This window comes from Adhaeribacter arboris (assembly GCF_003023845.1).
GTDB lineage: Bacteria > Bacteroidota > Bacteroidia > Cytophagales > Hymenobacteraceae > Adhaeribacter > Adhaeribacter arboris.
Map to the genome: position 1 here is coordinate 1,447,797 of NZ_PYFT01000001.1, position 19,897 is coordinate 1,467,693.

The 19,897-nt window shown below is 42.1% G+C and carries 13 protein-coding genes; 4 read left to right on the top strand and 9 right to left on the bottom strand.

Going from position 1 to position 19,897, the window contains the following annotated elements:
* Nucleotides 1-164: 164 nt before the first annotated feature.
* Entirely contained in the window at nt 165-746 is a 582-nt protein-coding gene (locus AHMF7605_RS06070) for an acyl carrier protein phosphodiesterase (protein ID WP_106927436.1), read from the bottom strand.
* 173 nt (nt 747-919) lie between these two features.
* Here AHMF7605_RS06070 and AHMF7605_RS06075 point away from each other — a divergent pair, with 173 nt between their 5' ends.
* The 3 genes from AHMF7605_RS06075 (at nt 920) to AHMF7605_RS06085 (ending at nt 3,400) form a co-directional block, all read left to right on the top strand.
* Nucleotides 920-1,414: a pyridoxamine 5'-phosphate oxidase family protein gene (locus tag AHMF7605_RS06075; RefSeq protein WP_106927438.1), complete on the top strand. Its 495-nt coding sequence runs from the start codon at nt 920-922 to the stop codon at nt 1,412-1,414.
* A gap of 95 nt (nt 1,415-1,509) precedes the next feature.
* Entirely contained in the window at nt 1,510-2,238 is a 729-nt protein-coding gene (locus AHMF7605_RS06080) for a spheroidene monooxygenase (protein WP_106927440.1), read from the top strand.
* Between the two features lie 76 nt (nt 2,239-2,314).
* A complete protein-coding gene (locus AHMF7605_RS06085) occupies nt 2,315-3,400 on the top strand; it encodes an alpha/beta hydrolase (protein WP_106927442.1) in 1,086 nt (361 codons plus the stop codon).
* Nucleotides 3,401-3,716: 316 nt separating this feature from the next.
* On the opposite strand, the gene AHMF7605_RS06090 is transcribed toward AHMF7605_RS06085, so the two are convergent.
* From AHMF7605_RS06090 to AHMF7605_RS06125, 8 genes are all read right to left on the bottom strand, one after another.
* Complete coding sequence (locus AHMF7605_RS06090; RefSeq protein WP_106927444.1) at nt 3,717-4,433, bottom strand: SCO family protein; 717 nt, start codon at nt 4,431-4,433, stop codon at nt 3,717-3,719.
* Nucleotides 4,434-4,644: 211 nt separating this feature from the next.
* Nucleotides 4,645-4,887: a hypothetical protein gene (locus AHMF7605_RS06095; protein ID WP_106927446.1), complete on the bottom strand. Its 243-nt coding sequence runs from the start codon at nt 4,885-4,887 to the stop codon at nt 4,645-4,647.
* A gap of 86 nt (nt 4,888-4,973) precedes the next feature.
* Nucleotides 4,974-7,079 (bottom strand): copper amine oxidase, encoded by a 2,106-nt coding sequence (locus AHMF7605_RS06100; RefSeq protein WP_106927448.1) that lies wholly within the window; start codon nt 7,077-7,079, stop codon nt 4,974-4,976.
* 209 nt (nt 7,080-7,288) lie between these two features.
* Complete coding sequence (locus AHMF7605_RS06105) at nt 7,289-8,749, bottom strand: SusD/RagB family nutrient-binding outer membrane lipoprotein (RefSeq protein WP_106927450.1); 1,461 nt, start codon at nt 8,747-8,749, stop codon at nt 7,289-7,291.
* A gap of 33 nt (nt 8,750-8,782) precedes the next feature.
* Nucleotides 8,783-12,313 carry a SusC/RagA family TonB-linked outer membrane protein gene (locus tag AHMF7605_RS06110; protein WP_106927452.1) on the bottom strand — a complete coding sequence of 1,177 codons (3,531 nt, stop codon included), beginning with the start codon at nt 12,311-12,313 and terminating at the stop codon, nt 8,783-8,785.
* 422 nt (nt 12,314-12,735) lie between these two features.
* Entirely contained in the window at nt 12,736-13,767 is a 1,032-nt protein-coding gene (locus tag AHMF7605_RS06115; protein WP_106927454.1) for a FecR family protein, read from the bottom strand.
* Nucleotides 13,768-13,883: 116 nt separating this feature from the next.
* A complete protein-coding gene (locus tag AHMF7605_RS06120) occupies nt 13,884-14,441 on the bottom strand; it encodes an RNA polymerase sigma factor (RefSeq protein ID WP_106927456.1) in 558 nt (185 codons plus the stop codon).
* A gap of 615 nt (nt 14,442-15,056) precedes the next feature.
* Nucleotides 15,057-16,718, bottom strand: coding sequence for an alginate lyase family protein (locus AHMF7605_RS06125; RefSeq protein ID WP_106927458.1), 1,662 nt, complete (start codon nt 16,716-16,718; stop codon nt 15,057-15,059).
* A gap of 403 nt (nt 16,719-17,121) precedes the next feature.
* Between AHMF7605_RS06125 and leuS the strand changes: the two genes are divergently transcribed.
* Nucleotides 17,122-19,890: a leucine--tRNA ligase gene (leuS, locus tag AHMF7605_RS06130; RefSeq protein WP_106927460.1), complete on the top strand. Its 2,769-nt coding sequence runs from the start codon at nt 17,122-17,124 to the stop codon at nt 19,888-19,890.
* Nucleotides 19,891-19,897: the final 7 nt, after the last annotated feature.

The window sequence follows — 19,897 nt, forward strand, 5'->3', positions numbered from 1 at the left end:
AGGCCGAACGATACTTCTCACGAGCGAGGACGCTCGCGATAGTTCCGGAGTATTAGAGTATTAAAGCCCTCCCTTTGAGAAGAAGTTTCGGAATATGAGTAAGTTTATTTTCTTGGAGGCTCAGTTAAGTTAAAAAGTATGGTTTTTATAAAAACTAGAAATAATTAACCGATTAAAACCTGTTTAACATAATTCTGCAACTCAGGAAAAAATTGCTGGAAATCTTGTTGATAAATGAAATAATTTTCTTCTAGGGCCTGGGTGGCGGTACTCATATTGGAACGGAAGGAACTACGGCGGCTCATGCCGTTTAGAGAGGCCTGAATACCCGCGACTTGAGCATACCGGTAAAGCCAATTTTGTTTAATCATGTAAGGCAAAAAATAATGAACCCGTTCGGGTAATAAGTAAGAGTAATTTTGCACGGTTTGGTACACGTACAAGGAGTAATCAAGCAAAGTCATTGAGGCATACTGTTCAAAATTCGCCGCTAGAAAATGGTCGTAAAACATATCCGTGACCACGCCGGCAAATTTGCCCTGTTCGGGCCGGAGCCGCTCTTTGCTTTGGTGTACCATGGGGTGGGCATCGGTGAAGGTATCAATAAGCCGGTGTAATTCTATGCCCCGCCGAACTCCATCGGGATATATCTCTTTTTGTCGGCCTTTTACAGAATCCGCGATAAAATTACCCACCAGCAACTCTTCGTCGGAGCCGGATAAAAAAGTATGCGCTAAAAAATTCAAAATGCTTTTATTTATTCCTACAAGCTAAAACCAAATACCGGCTTTTTGGTTAAATCTACAGAAATTATATTATCCCGTATAAACAATTAGTCCGGCTATGACTGATTCGGCGAAAAGAACTTTTCAATTACGCATTCGTACTGGAATTAACGAAAAATTAAACGATTAAAACTATGGAAAATACCCCTAACCAGGATCTGGAGAAACTGATAGATTTAGTAAAAGATATTAAAACGGCCATGTTTACCACCGCCGAAGTGGATGGTACTTTACGCAGCCGGCCCATGCGGACCCAACAAATAAAGCCCGATGGCATTCTCTGGTTTTTCACCGGTCAGGATTCTGCCAAAACCTACGAAATAAAGCAAGACTCCCGGGTAAACGTAAGTTTTATGGATGATGCCAAGAATACTTACGTGTCGATATCGGGCAAGGCGCGGACCATCCGCAATAAGGAAAAAATAGACGAATTATGGCAAGAACCTTTGAAAGCTTGGTTTCCGGAAGGTAAAGATGATCCGAATATTGGGTTAATCCGGGTAACCATTGACCAGGCGGAGTACTGGGATGCTCCTTCCAGCACTTTAGTCCATTTATATGGCATGGCGAAAGCAGCTATTACCGGCGAACCGGCGAACCCTGGCGAAAACAAAAAAATCAATTTATAATCTTTTATCCGAATGGTACAAAAAGGAGCTGGACGGCTCCTTTTTGCTTTTGCTCTGGTAAATTTATTACTCAATCAATAATTTTTATTTAACTCTTGCTTTCACCTGGCATTGCCCCCACCTTTACTACGCTTACTTTATTTGGCTTAAAACCGAACCGCATCCGGTGGGGATTAGCCCAGATGGGAACCTCTCCTCCCCTGTTGCAAAAGGTAGTTGGTTTACAATTTTTTAAATTACTGGGCAGCGGCAAAGGCCGGGTATTTTCTTTAAAGCCCGATTTTAACCGGTACGGTTTGTTTGCCACCTGGCAAACAGAAGCCGACGCAAATGCTTTTTTTTCGCATTCAGGGGTAATGAAGATGTATTATGAAAACTGCCAGGAGGTGTGGACCATTAAACTTTTACCTTATAAAGCGCATGGTCTTTGGGATGGTCAGAATCCTTTGCCGGGTTTAACTACTGAACCTTCTTCGGAACAGCCCATTGCCGTTTTAACTCGGGCCGCCATTAATTGGCGGTCTTTACCTGCTTTCTGGAAAAATGGAACGCTTACCAGTCAGGCTTTGGAAAGCGCCCCGGGCGTACTTGCCTCCATTGGCTTAGGTGAATTGCCCTTTGTTCGGCAGGCCACTTTTAGTATCTGGAGCAGCCAGGAACAAATGCGAAATTACGCGTATCAGAACCAGGCGCACCGAGCCGTGGTGCAACGCACCCGCGCCGAAAAATGGTACAAGGAAGAATTATTTGCTCGTTTCCAAGTCTTATCCACCCAAGGTACCTGGCAGGGCAAAAACCCGGTACCTTTTGTAAAAACAGTTTAGTGGTTGGGGACTATTGTTTCTCGTCTACCAATTAATTTTATTTAAAAAACTTTTCCTCAACTCGTCTTCCAAAAACATGAGAAAATTAAAAAGTACCCGTAGCTTAGTTTTAGGCTCTTTAATTTGTTGTTGCTTTTTTCTCTTTCAGCCGGTTTTGGGACAGAATACGCCAATGAAACAAGGCACCGTCGAACGCATTAAAGTACACGGGAAAGGTTTAGAAGGTAATTTATCCGGCGACTCTCCCGACCGTGAAGTTTCCATTTATTTGCCGCCTAGTTATAAAACCAACCCGAAGCGCCGGTACCCAGTGGTGTATTTACTGCATGGTTTTACCGACAACGATGCCCAATGGTACGGTTTTCAAACGCATTGGATTAACCTGCCGAACGTTGTAAATAAAGCTTTAGCCAGTGGCCAGTTGCACGAAATGATTTTGGTTACGCCTAACGCGTACACCCGTTTTCAGGGCAGTTTTTATTCAAATTCAGTTACTACCGGCAATTGGGAAGATTATGTTGCCAAAGAACTGGTGGCGAATATCGATAAAAATTACCGGACCATTCCGCAGGCATCCAGCCGGGGAATAGCGGGTCACTCAATGGGTGGTTACGGCGCATTCCGGATTGGGCAGAAGTACCCGGAAATTTTTTCGAGCGTGTATTTATTAAGTCCTTGTTGCCTCAGTCCTTCGGAGAATGAACTGCAAAACCTAAATAACTTATCGCGGCTGGAAAATATTCATACTCCGGAAGAAGTGAATAAAGCTGATTTTCTAACCCGAGCCGCTTTTGCTACCGGCGCCGCCTGGGCTCCCAACCCTAAAAAGCCGCCATTTTATTTGGATTTACCTACCGATAAAGGGCAAGTACAACCTTTAATAGTGGCCAAAAGAATGGCTAATATGCCTATTGCTACTCTCGACCAGAATATTACTAATGTTAAAAAACTTACCGCTATCGGCTTTGATGCCGGCACCCAAGATACGAACATAGCGGCTAGCATTCAGGTTTTAGATCAGCAATTAAATAAGTACGGCATTAAACATTCTTTTGAAATTTACGAAGGCGACCATGTAAACCGGGTGGCTGAAAGGATTGAAACCAAAATGCTGGGTTTCTTTTCTGACAATTTGTCTTTTGAAGCGAAAAAGGTTAAATAATAATTAACGGATTTATAATTTATAAGTATTCTTATTGACGAGTCTATCCGCTGAGCCTTTTCAAGGCTCAGTATAACAGTGCGGATGCGGTTCAACGGTTCGTGTTTAGCCTCGGGGCCGGCGGGCCTCGTTTGGCTTTTCCGGGCGGTTTAGCGAACCTTGGCTCACTGCGTTGCGCCCTGCTGCTTCGCAGCACCGGAACGCTAAAAGGCCCTCCACAGCCAAACGGGTGTCGTTTATTCTTAGCTACGTGGTTCTGCTATTTAGCGGTAATAGAAATAGTAAAAACGATTTTCTTATATTAAGTTAATATCAATTAGACTTTGGGTTGTGGCAGCAGATTTAAAGTACTGTGTTCTTCTTTTAACAAAATCGGGATGTCCTGCAGTAGTTTATTCACCTGGGTTTCGTCGGTGCCGTCGTAAATACCGCGAACGTGGCGATTTTTATCTACTAGTACAAAAGCTCCGCTATGGATTACATTCACGCTCTCATTAACTTTTACTTCTTTAATGGGGGCTACCAAGTATTTTTGGGCTACGGCGTAAATACTGTCTTTCTCGCCGGTTACAAAATGCCATTTAGCCGTATTCACGCCTAAAAGTTGCGCGTATTCATTTAATACTCTTATGGAATCATGTTTGGGATCAATGGTGTGCGATAAAATCAGCACCTGGGTACTATCTTTAAACCTCTCGTAAACCCGCAGCATTTGGGTCCGCATTTTTGGGCAAATGGTGGGGCAGGTGGTAAAGAAAAAATCGGAAATGTATATTTTACCGGCAAAAGTCTGATTGGTAACTTGTTGGCTATCCTGGTCCACAAATTTAAAATCCGGAATTCGGGCATAGATGGTATCGTTTATCTTTTGCCCATTTACCTCTCGCTGAACTATTTGATCAATACCTAATTTTGGCAATTTTGGCTGTTTTACCTGGGGAGCGCTTTCACAACTGCTCAGCAAAATTCCCCCCCACCAAGCAGCGCAAACATTTACAACTACCAGAAATTTAAATTTTTTATTTATTCTCATATGGCTGATAAGTTTTTGGGGTTGTTTCCAACGCCAAGTTCATTTAGTTTTTTACCCGGTTAATTTGGATGAGCTGGTTTTGCAGATAAATAATGGCTTGCTGCGGCGTTAAGGTTTCGGGTAATTTAACTGGATGCATTCGTCCATCATGGATTCTTCGGCCTGGTTTAACAAATTAGATTGGTTACTTACCAAGAGGATTACCAATGAATTAATAGATTTTTGAGTTAATTTTTGATTTAGCTTTTTGCAGATTCATTCGTAATTGATAAGCCGCGTCCATTTTGCTCCTGGTTTCGTCGTGAATTTTTAAGACCTTTTCCTCTAAAACTTGCTTGCGTTCCATATCCGATAGGCCATTGCAGCTGCCCAGAAATAAATAAAATAAAAAAATTACCGAATAGCTTTCATCCTGTAAAACGGAAAGAGTAATATTTTCTTCACCTTCTACCATCTCTAATATTTTATAATAACTCCGGCTACCTGTTCATTAGGCAGCCGGAGAGGTTTAAGAGAGAAGGACTAATTGTTCAACTTAAATTAATTTATTCCTTTAACGGGAGTGGCACATTGTACCGATTTGTCGTAGGCTATACCCCCAGCTAAATTTTTACCTGCCGCACTGGCAATTGGCTTAGGTGCAGTCTTTAGTTTAGGCATGCGTACTACCGGGTTTTGCGAGAAGAAACCATTGGGCATTAAGGTAAATTTCACTACGTGCGGCGTCATAATTGGCCATTCTTCGGGGCGAACAATGTGGGTTACTCCGGCTACGTACCACATAACCAAGTCCTTATTTTCGATATTACGGTTGGCAGCGGTCCAGGTAGGTAAACCGGCATTCTTTAACTTAGATTCGGGATATTCGCCGGCCGGGTATATTTCTTTTTCATGTAAAGGCGTTATCCATAAATGATTTTTTAAGAAGCCGGCCCGGTTCATGAGTGAGGAACCTTCCATGGCAAATGGCTTCACGCCGGGGCTTGGCATCAGCATGTAAGACGAATGGTGCCCCCATTTATCCTGTACCTGTTCGTTCATTATTTTCCAATGGCGGGCACTAGCAATATTATTAGAACGTTGGGCCTCTTTCTCATTTTTAAGGTGCGTCATTTGAGCAACCATGGTACTTTTTAAGGGATTCAGCTCTTTTTCAAGAACAGAAACGGTATTCATTTCAGCTACGGAATTAATCGGGCCATCCACATCCATATCCATGCGGTACACAAAGAAATGCTGGTGGTTTACCGCTTCTACGTGCTCGCTTACCAGGGTACCGTAATAATTACCTTTGTAGGTATCGTCCGGCGCTCCCGGTAAATCATTCACCCGTTGTACACCCCGAATATGCACAATACCGTTTAATTCCGTAACAACATCAATATTGCCGTCTTGCTTAAATACCCATTTAAAACCATAATCATAATTCCCAATAGTAGTAAAATACTTAAGGGCCAAATTGGTAGATTTACGACCTTTTTCATTGTGGCGCCAAAGTGGTCCATCAAATTCTTCGTAAACCGCAATAGCTCTTTCAAAGGGTTTAATCTTTCCTTGTTCGTCGTGCAGGGTGGTGGTTAAGTAAACGGCATTTTCCGGGGCATCTACGCCGGGCGTCATGGGCCGGGCTTTATCTTGGGCTAAGCGGTAGGTACCTACGTCAAAATAATTATTGGAAGCATTTAAAATATCCGGAGAACCATAATTTACCACCATTTCGGGCATTGAACCGCGGTACATAACGGACCGCCATTTGCCGTTATCTTTATAAGAAGCTTGGTAAATAATCAATCCTTCGCGGTTACTGATGCCATACCGGAATTTCCAGTTATTCCAGGTTATTTCGTGGCCTTTAATAGTAAAAGTAGCGCCATCGGGTTGCGTAATTTTCAAAGGTTTAGTATCCGGAATAGTAGCAATCGCCGAATCTTCCTTGAAGTAATTCACATCTATTGGTTCAGAAAAACCCTGACCCTGGTCCACAATTTTTAAAACTTTATGATCCGTTAAATCCACAAAGGCATACAAGCCCATAATAGGCAAGCGGCCGTGTTTTTTGTTTTTGTAATGCGCCGCAATAATTTTCTCTCGGTGACCAATGGGTCCCATACTTAAATCGGAAGCATCGTTGCCGTGGTGGATAACCGAATCAATGGAAATACCCCGTTTTTTCAGAGCAGAAACCCACTCGGCATTTTTAATCATGGTAGAATTTAAAGCTACGGAGTCGGCTTTAAATTGTCCTACGGGCTGCATTTTATCCAGTGTATCAATCCCTAATACCTTCCGGTTTTTTAAATCGAGGGTTACTTCGGAGAGAATATTTTTTTTATAATGATAAATACTGGCAATGGCTTCGCGCCGGAAGGGTTGACCGGGCTTAAAGGAAAGCACTTCGGCTTTGGAAGGTTCGTTTAATTTAATAAAGGAAAAGAAATGCTCTTTATCAAAGATTTTATTTTTAATTAATATTTCCTTAACCAGCTTAATTTCTGTAGAATCCAGCGGATCAAGCGGGTGAGCCAACATAACATTATTGGCCTGACTGGCATTGGTTTCAGCTTTACCCGACTGGGAGCACCGGCTAAAAGCCACCGTTATGAACGAAGCACTGCAGGCAATAGCTAGTAAACGTAAGTTTTTCATCTGTTTTTGGGATTTAGTGGTATAAGAGATATTCTTAAAAAATGGTGGGTATACAGAACTATTAAGGAGAGTTTTTTTCGTTTTTATAAATGGAAATTTAAATAATCGGATGTCTGGGAGAATTCTTTCCCTGCCCCTCCGAAGGGTACCTTGTAACTTAAAGAAAAAGCTTTATGGTAATGAAGTTTTAATTTGTCAGGTAGTTATGTTTATTTATCCCACCAAACCCGGGTATCCATAACATCGGGTCCCTGACGGGCTACGGCCGCTTCGTAGCTGGCTTTGTTCAAACTAATTTCCTGCAAGGGATAACCCCGCCGCCGGGGAATTTCTCTGCCCTGAGCGGCATCCGGAGCCGGCAGTAAAGCAGGATAATCTAACCGGCGCCACTCCGACCACGCTTCTATGCCTTGCAAGTACAACGCGAGCCATTTTTGTTCGCCGATGGATTTGCGGTAATTAGCCAAATCGAAAGCAATACTGGGTTGCGCCAGGTACGTATCTATTTGCGCCTGGGGCACGTCCCAGTATTGCATGGAAGCCGTAATAGCCGCCTTATACAACTCATCCGGATTCCCGTTGGCCCAGCCGCGAGCAGCCGCTTCGGCTTGCAGGAATAGAATTTCGGCGTAAGATTGTAAGACCAGTTTTACATCGGCAGCTAAAACCCGCGAACTTTGAAAAGAAACGTTTTTATTGTTGACGCTACCAGCAATGGCGGCGCTAACGCCATAAGGCATCCCCACAAATCCGCCCCCGTTTTCTTTTTCCTGGGCATACGCCGAAATCCGGGGATCTTGTAATGCCAGCATTTTATTAATTAAAGTATTGGCAACCGCAATGGTAGGCGTACCGATGTAATAAGCATTGTATAACGGACTATAATAAGGAGCCGCTGCCATGTACTGAAACGTAGCCATTTGATCGTTGCTCGCGAAAACACCGGCACTTAATGCTTCCTGCACCGTTTTAGCCGCTTTATCCGGATCTACTTCGGACAGCCGCATGCCCATCCGCAGTTTTAAAGATTGGGCGAATAGCTTCCATTTGGTCATGTTGCCGTTGTAAAATAAATCGCCCTGAATATCACCGGCAGTTACATCTATTTGGGCGGTGGCTTCGTCGAGTTCTTTAATTAAATCGGTGTAAATAGCGGATTGCGGATCGTAGGCCGGAGTAGTATTAGCTAATCCCCGCAAGGCTTCGCTGTAAGGAATATCGCCCCAGATATCGGTAATAATCTGAAAAGTCCAGGCTTTCAGAATGCGAGCGACGGCCACCTGGTTTTGATTTGGGCCGGAGGCAACCACGATTGCTTTGGTTTTTTCATCGGTATTCAACCGGATAATTTCCGTTAAATCCGTCAGACCGCCTTTGTAGAATTCGGTAAAATCAGCTTCCCGGATGGCATACCGGTCGTCGTCGGTGTACAAGGTGGAAGTCCACATTTGCATGTAGCGCATCCCAATGGCATCCCAATTGGTGGTGCGGTTCATGCCAAAAGCTTCCTGAATAATGCTTCGTTGCGCACTGCTCAGTAAAAATGCGGTAGGTACGGTGGTAGGATTGTTCGGGTCGGTGTTAATTTCCTCGAAATCAGATTCACAAGCCCCAACGCTGAACAGCAGTACAATTAGTAAAACCAGTTTCGTTATATAGTTCGTTTTCATGCGGATATACTTAAGGGAGATTTAGAAATAGAATTAGAAGGAAGCATTCAGGTTAAAGCCGAAGGAGCGAACACTGGGTAATTGCGCTGATTCGATACCCTGCACGTTACCGGAACCAAGCGTAGTTTCCGGATCAAAATGAGGGGTTTTACGCAACAAAACCGCTAAGTTCCGGCCAACCAGGGAGAACGAAAGATTTTGCAGCGGCAGTTTGGCGTAAAACTTTTTCGGGAAAGTGTAGCCGAAACGAATTTCTCTTAGCTTGATAAAGGAAGCATCAAAAATGTGCATTTCATCGATGTTCGAGTCTTTCCAATACGAAGCCGCGTTAATGTAAATGTTATTTTGTTCGCCACTTTCATTTACTCCTTCCAGTCGAATACCGCCCCCATCGGCCACGGCATCTCTTACCGGATTTCCTTTATCGTTCAAGCCCGTAGTTTCTTGTAATAAGCCAGCGTAGGTTCCGGTTTCGCTGGTAATAGAGTACACTTTACCACCTTTCCGGAAATCAAATAAGGTACTTAAACTTAAATTTTTATAGGTAAAAGTGTTGTTCCAGCCACCGGTATAATCGGGCAAGGTGCTGCCCAAAACTTTGCCGGGTTCCGGAATGTAAAATCCTTTGCTGTCAATTAAGCGTTGGCCTTGGGCGTTCACCGCAAAACCGGTTCCTACCAAAGTACCGTAAGGCTGGCCCACCCGGGCATTTACACTCACGTCCGAGGTATTGGTGATACCTAACTGGTAATTTTCCTGGCCTTCGGCTAAAGCAACGACCAAACTCTTATTCCGAGCCCAGTTAAAAGTTACATCCCAGTTAAAGCCGTTTTCAGATGTGATTGGGGTTCCGGTTAACACTAACTCTAATCCTTTATTCGTGATTTTACCGGCATTTACAATGGCAAAACCGTAACCGGTAGTTCCGGAGATAGGCAAGTCTAAAATTTGATCCGTAGTAGCTTTGTAATAATAAGTTGCATCTATTCCTACCCGGCCGGTTAAAAACCGCAAGTCGCCGCCAAATTCATAAGAAGCCGTTCTTTCGGGTTTTAAAACGGGGTTATTCCGGATATCGGGTACATTGTATATCTGATAAGTACCAAATGGGTTATTTGGCGAATAAGTTATTCCCAAACGATACGGATCGGTATCATTCCCTACCCGCGCCCAACCGGCTCGTACCTTACCAAAAGAAAGGAAATGGCGGGAAGGAAGCAGTTCGGTAAAAACTAAACTGGCCGAAGCCGCCGGATACAAGTAAGAATTATTATCAATGGGCAGCGTAGACGACCAATCGTTGCGTAAGGAGCCATCCAGGTAAAAAATATCTTTAAAGCCCAAAGTAGCACTACCGTACACGCTGTTTACCGAACGTTCCCGCGAATAATCTATTATATCCGGCCGGTCCACGGATGCTTGCAGACTGTAGAAATTCGGGACACTTAATCCACCGTTGGTGCGGCCATAATTCTGGGTGTAATTTTCCCGGCGGGCATTGGCTCCCAGGTTAACGGCCACCGAAAAATCGGTCCCTAAATCGCGGTTATACTGCGCTAAGAACTCGTAGTTATTTTCTTTTACGTGCCGAATGTCCTTTAAAAACATACTGCCGTTTACATGGTCCGTCGGCGCCCGGTCGGTAATCCGGAAATCGTAAAAATCGGTGCGGGCAAAGCCAGTTACAGTTAGGTGGGGGTTGATGGCGTAAGAAAGCGATACATTACCGAATACTCTCTCCCGCTGGTCGTCGCTGTAAGCTTCGTATAATTCAAAGTAAGGATTATCCCAGTAAAAAGGCTTTAAATCTTCCGGCCCGGAAAGGTTCCAGACTCTTTGGGTACCATCCGGATTCCGGTAATTTTTCAAAGCTTTTAAATCCAGTTGTCTTTCAAACCAAGTATTAAAAGACGATACGACACTCATGGGTCCGTTACCCACGTAATCGCCGGTTACGGGCCGGCCATGTACTTTGGTATTAACATAATTAACTTTGGCCGAAGCGGTTAACTTATCGGTTAACTTTCCGGAAATGTTCATGCTTAAGGTGTTCCGGTCCATCTTACTGTTAGGCATGGTGCCCTGCTGGTTCAGATTGGTGTAGGATAACCGAATATTGGTCTTATCGTTCCCGGCGGAAAAAGCAATATTATTGGTGAAGGTTTTACCGGTTTCATAAAAATCTTTTACGTTATCGGGGTGGGCTACCCAGGGAGTAAGTTTGCCAAAATTCTCGCCGGGCACAAAGCTATCCCACTGCCGGACCAGGCGGCCGTCTAACTTAGGCCCCCAACTTTCATCGGCCGAAAAGTTAACGATGGGTTCGCCCTGGTATAAATCAAAAGTTTGTTTAAACCCGCCGCCGTACTCATTCTGGTATTTGGGCAGCATGTACACCTGGTCGAAGGTAGCGCTGGAGTTAAAAGAAATGCCAATACCTTCGGTGTTTTTACCGCTTTTGGTTGTTACCAGCACTACCCCGTTAGCCGCCCGGGAGCCATAGAGCGCGGCCGCGCTGGGCCCTTTTAAAACCGAAATAGATTCAATGTCATCCGGGTTTATATCCTGCCCCGCATTTCCGTAATCGCGACCGCCGTTGCCGGTTTGGGTATCTTGGGAGTTAAAGCTGGAATTATCAATTGGGGTGCCGTCAACAATAAACAGTGGTTGATTATTACCCGATACCGAGCCTGATCCCCGGATAACAATGCGCGAAGAGCCACCGATATTCCCCCCCGCACCCGTAATTTGAACCCCGGATAGTTTGCCTTGCAAGGCATTTACAAAGTTAGTTTCCCGGGCCTGGGTCATGCTGCGGGAATCGATTTTTTGCACTGAATAGCCCAATGATTTCTCTTGGCGGGCAATTCCTAAAGCCGTTACTACTACTTCCGAAAGTGCTTGTACATCCGGAGCTAAGGCTATGTCATACACATTGGTTGTACCAAGAGGCATTTCCTGGCTAACGTAACCAATAAAAGAAAATACTAAGAATCCGCTGCTTACGTTCGAGGCAACTTCTAATTGGTAGGTACCATCCACGTTGGTAATAGTACCCGTAGAAGTACCTTTTAGCAAGATATTAACTCCCGGTATGCCCTCCCCGCTGTCTTTATCCGTTACTTTGCCCGTTAATTTTAGTACCGCTTTTCCTGGTTCTTTAGAAGCGCGACTTTCTACTTTGTGGAATTCCGTTTTCTGCGCTTCTTCTTTAAACAATAGATAAAAACCTTTCCGCGGTTTGTGGTACTTAATTTTTAAATCTTTTAATACTTTGTTTAAACTCGATTCCAGGGCATTTTCTTCCTGCGAAGCAGCGGCCACTTTTGAATCAATTTCCACTTTTTCAATTAAGCTGGTTTGATAAGCAATAGAGACCTTGTATTTCTTTTCAAGCTCTTTTAATACTTCTTTCAGGAGAATTTTCTCCTGGTTATTATCCGCCGGCAAAACCCGCGCGGAAGAATGATACGCTACTGTAGCTACCGTTTGCGATAAGGTGGGCAGTTGCATTCCTGCGGTAGCTAACATAATACCTAATATAGTTTGAGTAGATTTATTCATATGGCCGGAAAAATTTAAATTTTAGTGGAATAATTTAAATGAGACAAAGAGATTCCCAGTTTAAGCAGGTTGTAACCCGTTAAATTTTTAGCGTTTTGGCAATAAAGTTCTATTTAGCTATCCCTGCAAGAAATAACAAATATTAATATTGTTCTATTTTTAATTTACTTCCGGAAAGAAAACCCGAGAATGAAAAAAGTTTAAAGGTTATTTACTTAGTTGGTATTTCTTTAAATTTAAAACTGTAAAAGGCGTAAATATTCAGGCATACTTTTTCCTTACGTCCGTAATCAGGTATCCGGCTCGTGTGGTAGAATCTGGATTTATTTATACTTATGAAATAGATTTATAGAAATTGAGTGGATTTAAAGTTGCTTTCACTCACTGCTGCAGCCGAGTTTTATTGTATTCTAATTTACAATTCACCGAATATCCTCCAGGTAAATAATATTATTTACTTTATTAACTTTGAGTTGAAACAAAGCAGTAATATCGCTTAACAATAAGTTGGCATCTCCTTTAGGCAAAGGGATAGAACCCGATGCCCGACGATTAAGTAAATTTTTATTTTTAACTTTTGTGTTCACTCCGTAAGTATCGTGCAATTTCTGCAACATTTCTCGCAACGAAGTGCCTTCGAGTAACCATTTATCATACGTCCAGGAATAATACTGTTCGGGGCTTACCCTAACCTGGCGAATAATAGCTGAGGCATGATTTTGCTTTCTAACTTCTATCAAATCGCCCGGACGCAGATAAATACTTTTCTTATTGACGTTATTATTTAAATTCAGCTTTATTTTTCCTGTTTTTAATACAATATCACTAATAGTATTCCTATCGGAAATATTAAATTCGGTACCTAAAACTTCTACCTCTACTTGGTTGGAGAGATGAACTAAAAATTTCTTATTGTTTTTTAGGTGGGTTACTTTAAAAAAAGCTTCTCCATTTAGCCAAACTTCCCGCTCCCGGTTCCACCAATTACGGTTATAAGTGAAAGAGCTGTTACCATTTAAATACACCACTGAATTATCAGGTAAGGTTAACTGCTTCGTTTGGCCAAATGCTACTTTAACATTTATTTTCTGATTTTGCCAGGTCAACCATCCTCCGAGAGCAATTACCATTATCCCGCTAATGGCTGCTGCAACTTTTAAAATTTGGTAAGTCTCTTTTTTAGAACTTTCCCGCAAAAAGATTTGCTTGCTCTTATTACTAAAATCTTTATTCGGTAATTCCAGAACTGTTTTTCTCCAAACTTCTTTTTCTGCTTTTAAAACCTGGGCAAGCACTTGGTCATTCTCAAAGGTAAATTCTTCCTGCCATTGCAGCGCTTGATCTACATGAGCCGGGTTTTCGTTTAACCAATTTTCTACCCGAGCTTCTTCTTCCTTGGAGCAATCACCCGAATAATATCGTCTGATTAAATCAGGAGTTACTCTATCTTTCATTTGGTGAGTTGCTTGATCCGCTTTTTACGTTTTTGCCCTTCTATTTATACCGATTCACTTTTTATCGATCTACCCTTACTGTAAAATTAAATTATTTTAAAATAAGTATAATTTTATCAAAAAAAGCTGATTAACTGGCGTCTTAGGCTGGAAATAGCACTGGAAATTTGCGCTTCTACCGTTTTTACGGAAGTACCCATTTTTTCGGCTACTTTGCTATAGGTCATACCGTGTTCCCGGTTCAGATAAAAAGCATCCCGGGTGCGGGGAGGTAAATTAGCCAAAGCCGCGGCGTAGCCTTTTATTAATTCCAGATGGGCAAATTTTTCTTCTAATTGGTTATCGGCGATATCTGCTTCGTTTAACTCATCGCGGGAAATAAATTTAATCTGCTTCTTTTTACTCGTTTCCCGCAACACAAAATTACGAGCGACGATAATAATATAGGCCTTTACGTTTTTAATACCGGCTAAGTGCAAGGTTGCTCTTTGATCCCACAATTTAAGAGAGATCTCCTGAATCCAATCTTTGATTTGCTCCGGATCGCGCGAGTAGCGTAACAGAGATCGCGCTAAAGATTCGTAGTAAAGATGAAACAACTCTTGGAAAGCATCTTTATTATCCTGAGCAATTAATTCTAACAATTCTTTATCCGTGTAAATTGGCTTCTTCATACTATCTGGTAAATAAAATGGAACAATGCAGTATAGCCGGTCAAAAAAGAATCAATCGCCTGCCTCGCGTTACTAAGACTTTTTAACTTAGGTTTTAATTTTTTCTTAATAACAAAAGCTTGTTTTTGTAAATTATTCAAGGGTATACTGCATAGTTACAAATATTTACTTTAAAGGCCAATACTCGTTAAAAAAATCGAAATCGTGTAAAAGCACCTTTGTTTTAAATCAGTTTTTATTAAAAATTATAATTAATTAAGCAACCTACCTATAATTTATAACCGTTTAAACGAAAATTTAAATTTGTAATCCTGTTGAATCAAGGTTGATAAGCAAGCCTTTATAGAAAATAATCAAGCTTTAATTCCTCTAATTCCTTCTTTCCAGATGAACTTTATTTGGCAACTATAATTTTGAATTATTGAATAAGTGCGTAAAATAGTGATCGTTTTTCCAGACTATTGCTGAAAAGGTAAGCTTATAAATGACTCTATTAAAAGCTTAGAAAGATTAATTGGATGTTTTTTTTTACTATGAAAGCAATACTTAACAAAAAGAAACCCACTTCATTTAAAAAAAACAAAGTGGGTAAGATAAGCTTGTAAATAAACCTGATTAGAAAGTGTAGCCTAACTTGTGTACCAATATTTGCCAGTCTAAACCTTGCCGGTAAGAGGCCTCGGAGTAACCAGAACCTGCTCCTAAAAGGGTGTCTAGCTGGGTTAAATATCCTTGAATACTTTTTTGCAATTTCTCGTCTTTAGGCCAGGCTCCACTTGCCCGACGCATCGACTGCCGGAAAATACGGTAGACGGCTGGATTACTAATATCTTCGTGTTCAGTGCATGGCCATTCTTTGGGGTTAGCCGCCAAGTACAAAATGGCTTCTATGGCCTTTTTAATCGAAACTCCTTCCAGAGTAACGTAATTCCACAGATCTACTCCGGCATTTTCAGCCAGGCTACCTAAACGCAATAAAAAATCCAGGTTTTTTTGGCAATAAGTGGCGGGTTTGGTTCGCCTCAACTCTTCGGGCATCGCGCCTGCTGGTACCGGAATTTCTTTACTAGCTCCTGTTTGGTCTTTTACCTCTATCTTGCCTGCTTGGGGTAAAATTTGGTTAGATAGTAAACCTTTAGAAGTTTCAGTATCTTTGATTACAGTATTAATTTCATTCACCACCCAGGCATCTTCGCCGATAAATTGAGCATAGGTTAATACTTGTAGTTCGTAAGCACTCCGGATATTATTCTGCGCATTTTTAATCCCGAGCATCATTTCGTAATGATAATAATCCTCAGTACCTTCCTTAGGAACCTCTTTATAAGTCGTCGTCATCCACTCCCATAAACTCCGGAACCAATCTTTTAACCCTGAATCTACGTCAGAAGCCGCTTCAAATGCCTTTGATTCTCCCAACAACTGGTAGCCATCTAATAATATCGTTAATACTTCCGCATCTACAAACCCGGTAGCCCGGCCAAATCCGTTGTTCATGCCCTGAATAATTTGCGCGTATTTAAAATGAGGATTCATCCGGGTGGTTTTGTCCAGAAAAAAAGCCTGCAATAATTTCAAAGCTTGTTCGGCGTACGCTTCCTTCCTGGTAAAAAAATAACCTAAACCTAAAAACTGAATATCTTCACAAATATTCCGTAATAAGGTTTGGTCCGGAATGGCATTGGATTCGGGATTAGTTTTTCCGTCACTAGCCAGGTAGGGTAATCCGTTTTCCGTGGTTGGATCCGGCCACCAATAAGTAGCTAAACTTACGTAATCGTTGGGCGATCCGGTAGCTACCATAGGTTTGGTAATAGTGGCACCACTTTCATCCTGAAAACGATAAGTATCCGGTTTGGGAGCAATGCCGTAAGGAGTTTTAGCCAAGATGGTCCGGCTCTTAATGTAGCTTTTAAGCTTATTAACTGCAGTTTTTAAAACAATCCGGTCAGAGGCTCCGGCCAATACTGCCTTATACGTCTCGACATTCGTTTGCAACGCGGTAAATGACCAAGTAAATGTTCCTCTTATGGGATTAGCTCCTAAATTAAAATCAGGTAGATGGAAGTCATCATCTTGGTCACTAGTACTATTTTCCCCCGGCTCAAGTTCCCCATAGTCAAAGTTGAGGTATTCGTCCTCCGATAAGGGTTGTGTAGTAACAGATTCAGGTTCATCTAATGTAATTGTTGGTACTCCATCCGTCAGAATGGATGCCTTTAGCGGCGCGTGCTCACTAATTTGCTTATTTAAATTGTCGATAGTATTGGTTTCCATTTTTACCGCGTAAAAAATTACTTCATACTCTGTTCTAATTAAAAAGGGTGGCTGTAGGAAAGGCTTAGATTAGGAAGTTTTTGAATACGCTAATGGTAAAAAATAACTCTAGTGTGCCTAATAATCAAAATTATCAGGCTTAAGGGAGCCTTTTTCTAAGTAAATTTTTATTAAATATAAGTTTATTTTTAAATGATACCAGTAAGAGCCCGTTTAAAATTAGGAAATCTCCCGTTTAGTAGGTGCTGATTTTATAAACTCGCAATTAAATCAAGTTCTTTTTATAATAACTGCAAGGTTTTTAGCTAAATAATGACATAGTTAGTAAAAAAAAGTATTTTTGTTTTTATCTCGTTTTTAGAGCGGATAAAAATTGGCGAATTTATAGAAAGAAAGCACCGAAATGTCAGACTACAACTTTAACCAGATTGAGAAAAAGTGGCAACTATATTGGAATCAAAAACAAACTTTTAGCGTAAGTATTGACCCTAACCGTCCCAAATACTACGTACTCGATATGTTTCCGTATCCGTCCGGAGCCGGATTACACGTAGGTCACCCGTTGGGTTATATTGCTTCTGATATTGTGGCGCGTTATAAGCGCATTAAAGGATTTAATGTTTTGCATCCCATGGGCTTCGATGCCTTTGGCTTACCCGCCGAACAGTATGCTATCCAAACGGGTCAGCACCCGGCCGAAACTACCGAACAAAATATTGCCCGCTATAAAGAGCAATTAGCTAATATGGGGTTTTCTTTTGACTGGAACCGGGAAGTTCGCACCTCTGACCCTGATTATTACAAATGGACCCAATGGATTTTCCTGAAATTGTTCGAATCTTGGTATAACCAGGAAACGAATAAAGCCGAACCCATTGCCACTCTCGTGCAAAAATTTAAAACTTCGGGTAATACCCAGGTGAAAGCTGCCTGTAACGAAGAAGCCATTCCGGATTTCACGGCGGAACAATGGCAGCATTACAAGGAAAAACAGCAGCAAGAAATATTATTAAGCTATCGTTTGGCTTTTTTGTCGGATGCTACCGTTAACTGGTGCCCGGCTTTAGGTACCGTTTTAGCCAACGACGAAGTTAAAGACGGCGTATCGGAACGGGGTGGTTATCCGGTAATTCGCCAAAAAATGAAGCAGTGGAGTTTGCGCATTTCGGCCTATGCCGAGCGGTTACTGAATGACCTTGACCACGTTGACTGGACCGACCCCATTAAAGAAATGCAGCGCAACTGGATTGGCAAATCTATTGGCGCGGAACTTAATTTTAAAATTAAAAATTCAGAACATCAGCTGAAAGTATTTACTACCCGGGCGGATACCATTTATGGCGTTTCTTTCCTGGTTATCGCGCCGGAGCACGAATGGGTACCCGAATTAACTTCTCCCGAACAGAAAAAAGCCGTAGAAGAATACGTAAATACGGCCAAAAACCGTTCCGAACGCGACCGCATGAGCGATGTGAAACACATAAGTGGTGTGTTTACCGGTTCTTATGTGATTAATCCTATCAACGGCGTGGAGATTCCCTTATGGATTGCCGATTACGTATTAGCCGGTTACGGCACGGGGGTGGTTATGGCGGTACCTGCCAGCGACAGTCGCGATTTTAACTTTGCGAAGCACTTTAACTTGCCTATTATTCCGGTAATTGAAGGCTCTACCCCCGATGAAGTTTACGAAGCAAAAGAAGGCATCATGATGAATTCGGGTTTTCTGAATGGTTTAACGGTAAAAGAAGCCATGAAAGCCGCAGTAGCCAAATTTGAAGAAATGGGTGTTGGTAAAGGTAAGGTACAATATCGGATTCACGATGCGGTGTTTGGCCGGCAACGTTACTGGGGGGAACCTATTCCTATTTATTATAAAAATGATATTCCCTACCCTTTACCGGAAAGCGAACTGCCGTTGATCTTACCGGAAATTGATGCTTTTTTACCCACCGAAACCGGCGAACCACCCTTAGGCAGGGCCAAAGATTGGAAATATAAAGGTCAATATCATTATGAGTTAACAACTATGCCCGGTTGGGCAGGTTCAAGTTGGTATTATTTGCGGTACATGTCCCCGGAAAATAACGAGCAGTTTGTTAGCCCAGAAGCCGAAAAATATTGGGGCAACGTCGATTTGTACATTGGCGGCTCCGAACATGCGACCGGTCACCTGTTATACGCCCGGTTTTGGTATAAATTTTTAAATGACTTAGGATTTGTTTCGCAGGTAGAGCCGTTTAAGAAACTCATTAATCAAGGCATGATTCAGGGTCGTTCTAATTTTATATATCGGGTAAATGGCACCAATAAATTTGTTTCCCATAATTTACGCCATCAATACGATTTTACCCCATTGCACGTGGATGTAAATATTGTTGAGAATGATATTTTAAATATTGAAGCCTTTAAGTTATGGCGCACAGACTTAGCTGACGCAGAGTTTATTCTGGAAGACGGAAAATACATTTGCGGCTGGGAAATTGAAAAAATGTCGAAGTCGAAGTACAACGTGGTAAATCCGGATGACTTGGTGCATAAAGTTGGGGCCGATACGTTACGAATGTACGAGATGTTCTTGGGTCCCTTAGAACAGTTTAAACCCTGGAATACCAACGGCATCGACGGCGTGCATAAATTTTTAAAGCGTTACTGGAAGTTGTTTTTTGCTCCGAGCGGTAATTTTTACGTATCCGACGAAGACCCGACTTCAGCCGAACTTAAAACCCTACATAAAACCATAAAAAAGGTAGAAGAAGATATTGAGCGGTTTTCGTTTAATACTTCGGTAAGTACGTTTATGATATGCGTGAACGAATTGACAACTCTTAAATGTAATAAACGGGCTATATTAGAACCTCTTACTATTATTTTATCGCCGTACGCGCCGCACCTAGCCGAAGAAATATGGCAAATGTTGGGTCACGTGGATAGTATTTCATATGCCCGGTTCCCGCAATGGGAAGAAAAGTTCTTAACGGAAAATTCGTTTGAATACCCAATATCCGTTAACGGCAAAATGCGCGGTAAGCTTACCTTCCCGACGACTATGCCAAAAGAACTTATTGAAAAAGAAGTGGTAAGTTCGGGTTTAATTGATAAATACCTGGAAGGTAAAACTCCAAAAAAAGTGATTGTAGTACCGAATAAAATTGTAAACGTAGTGGTGTAAAAATTAA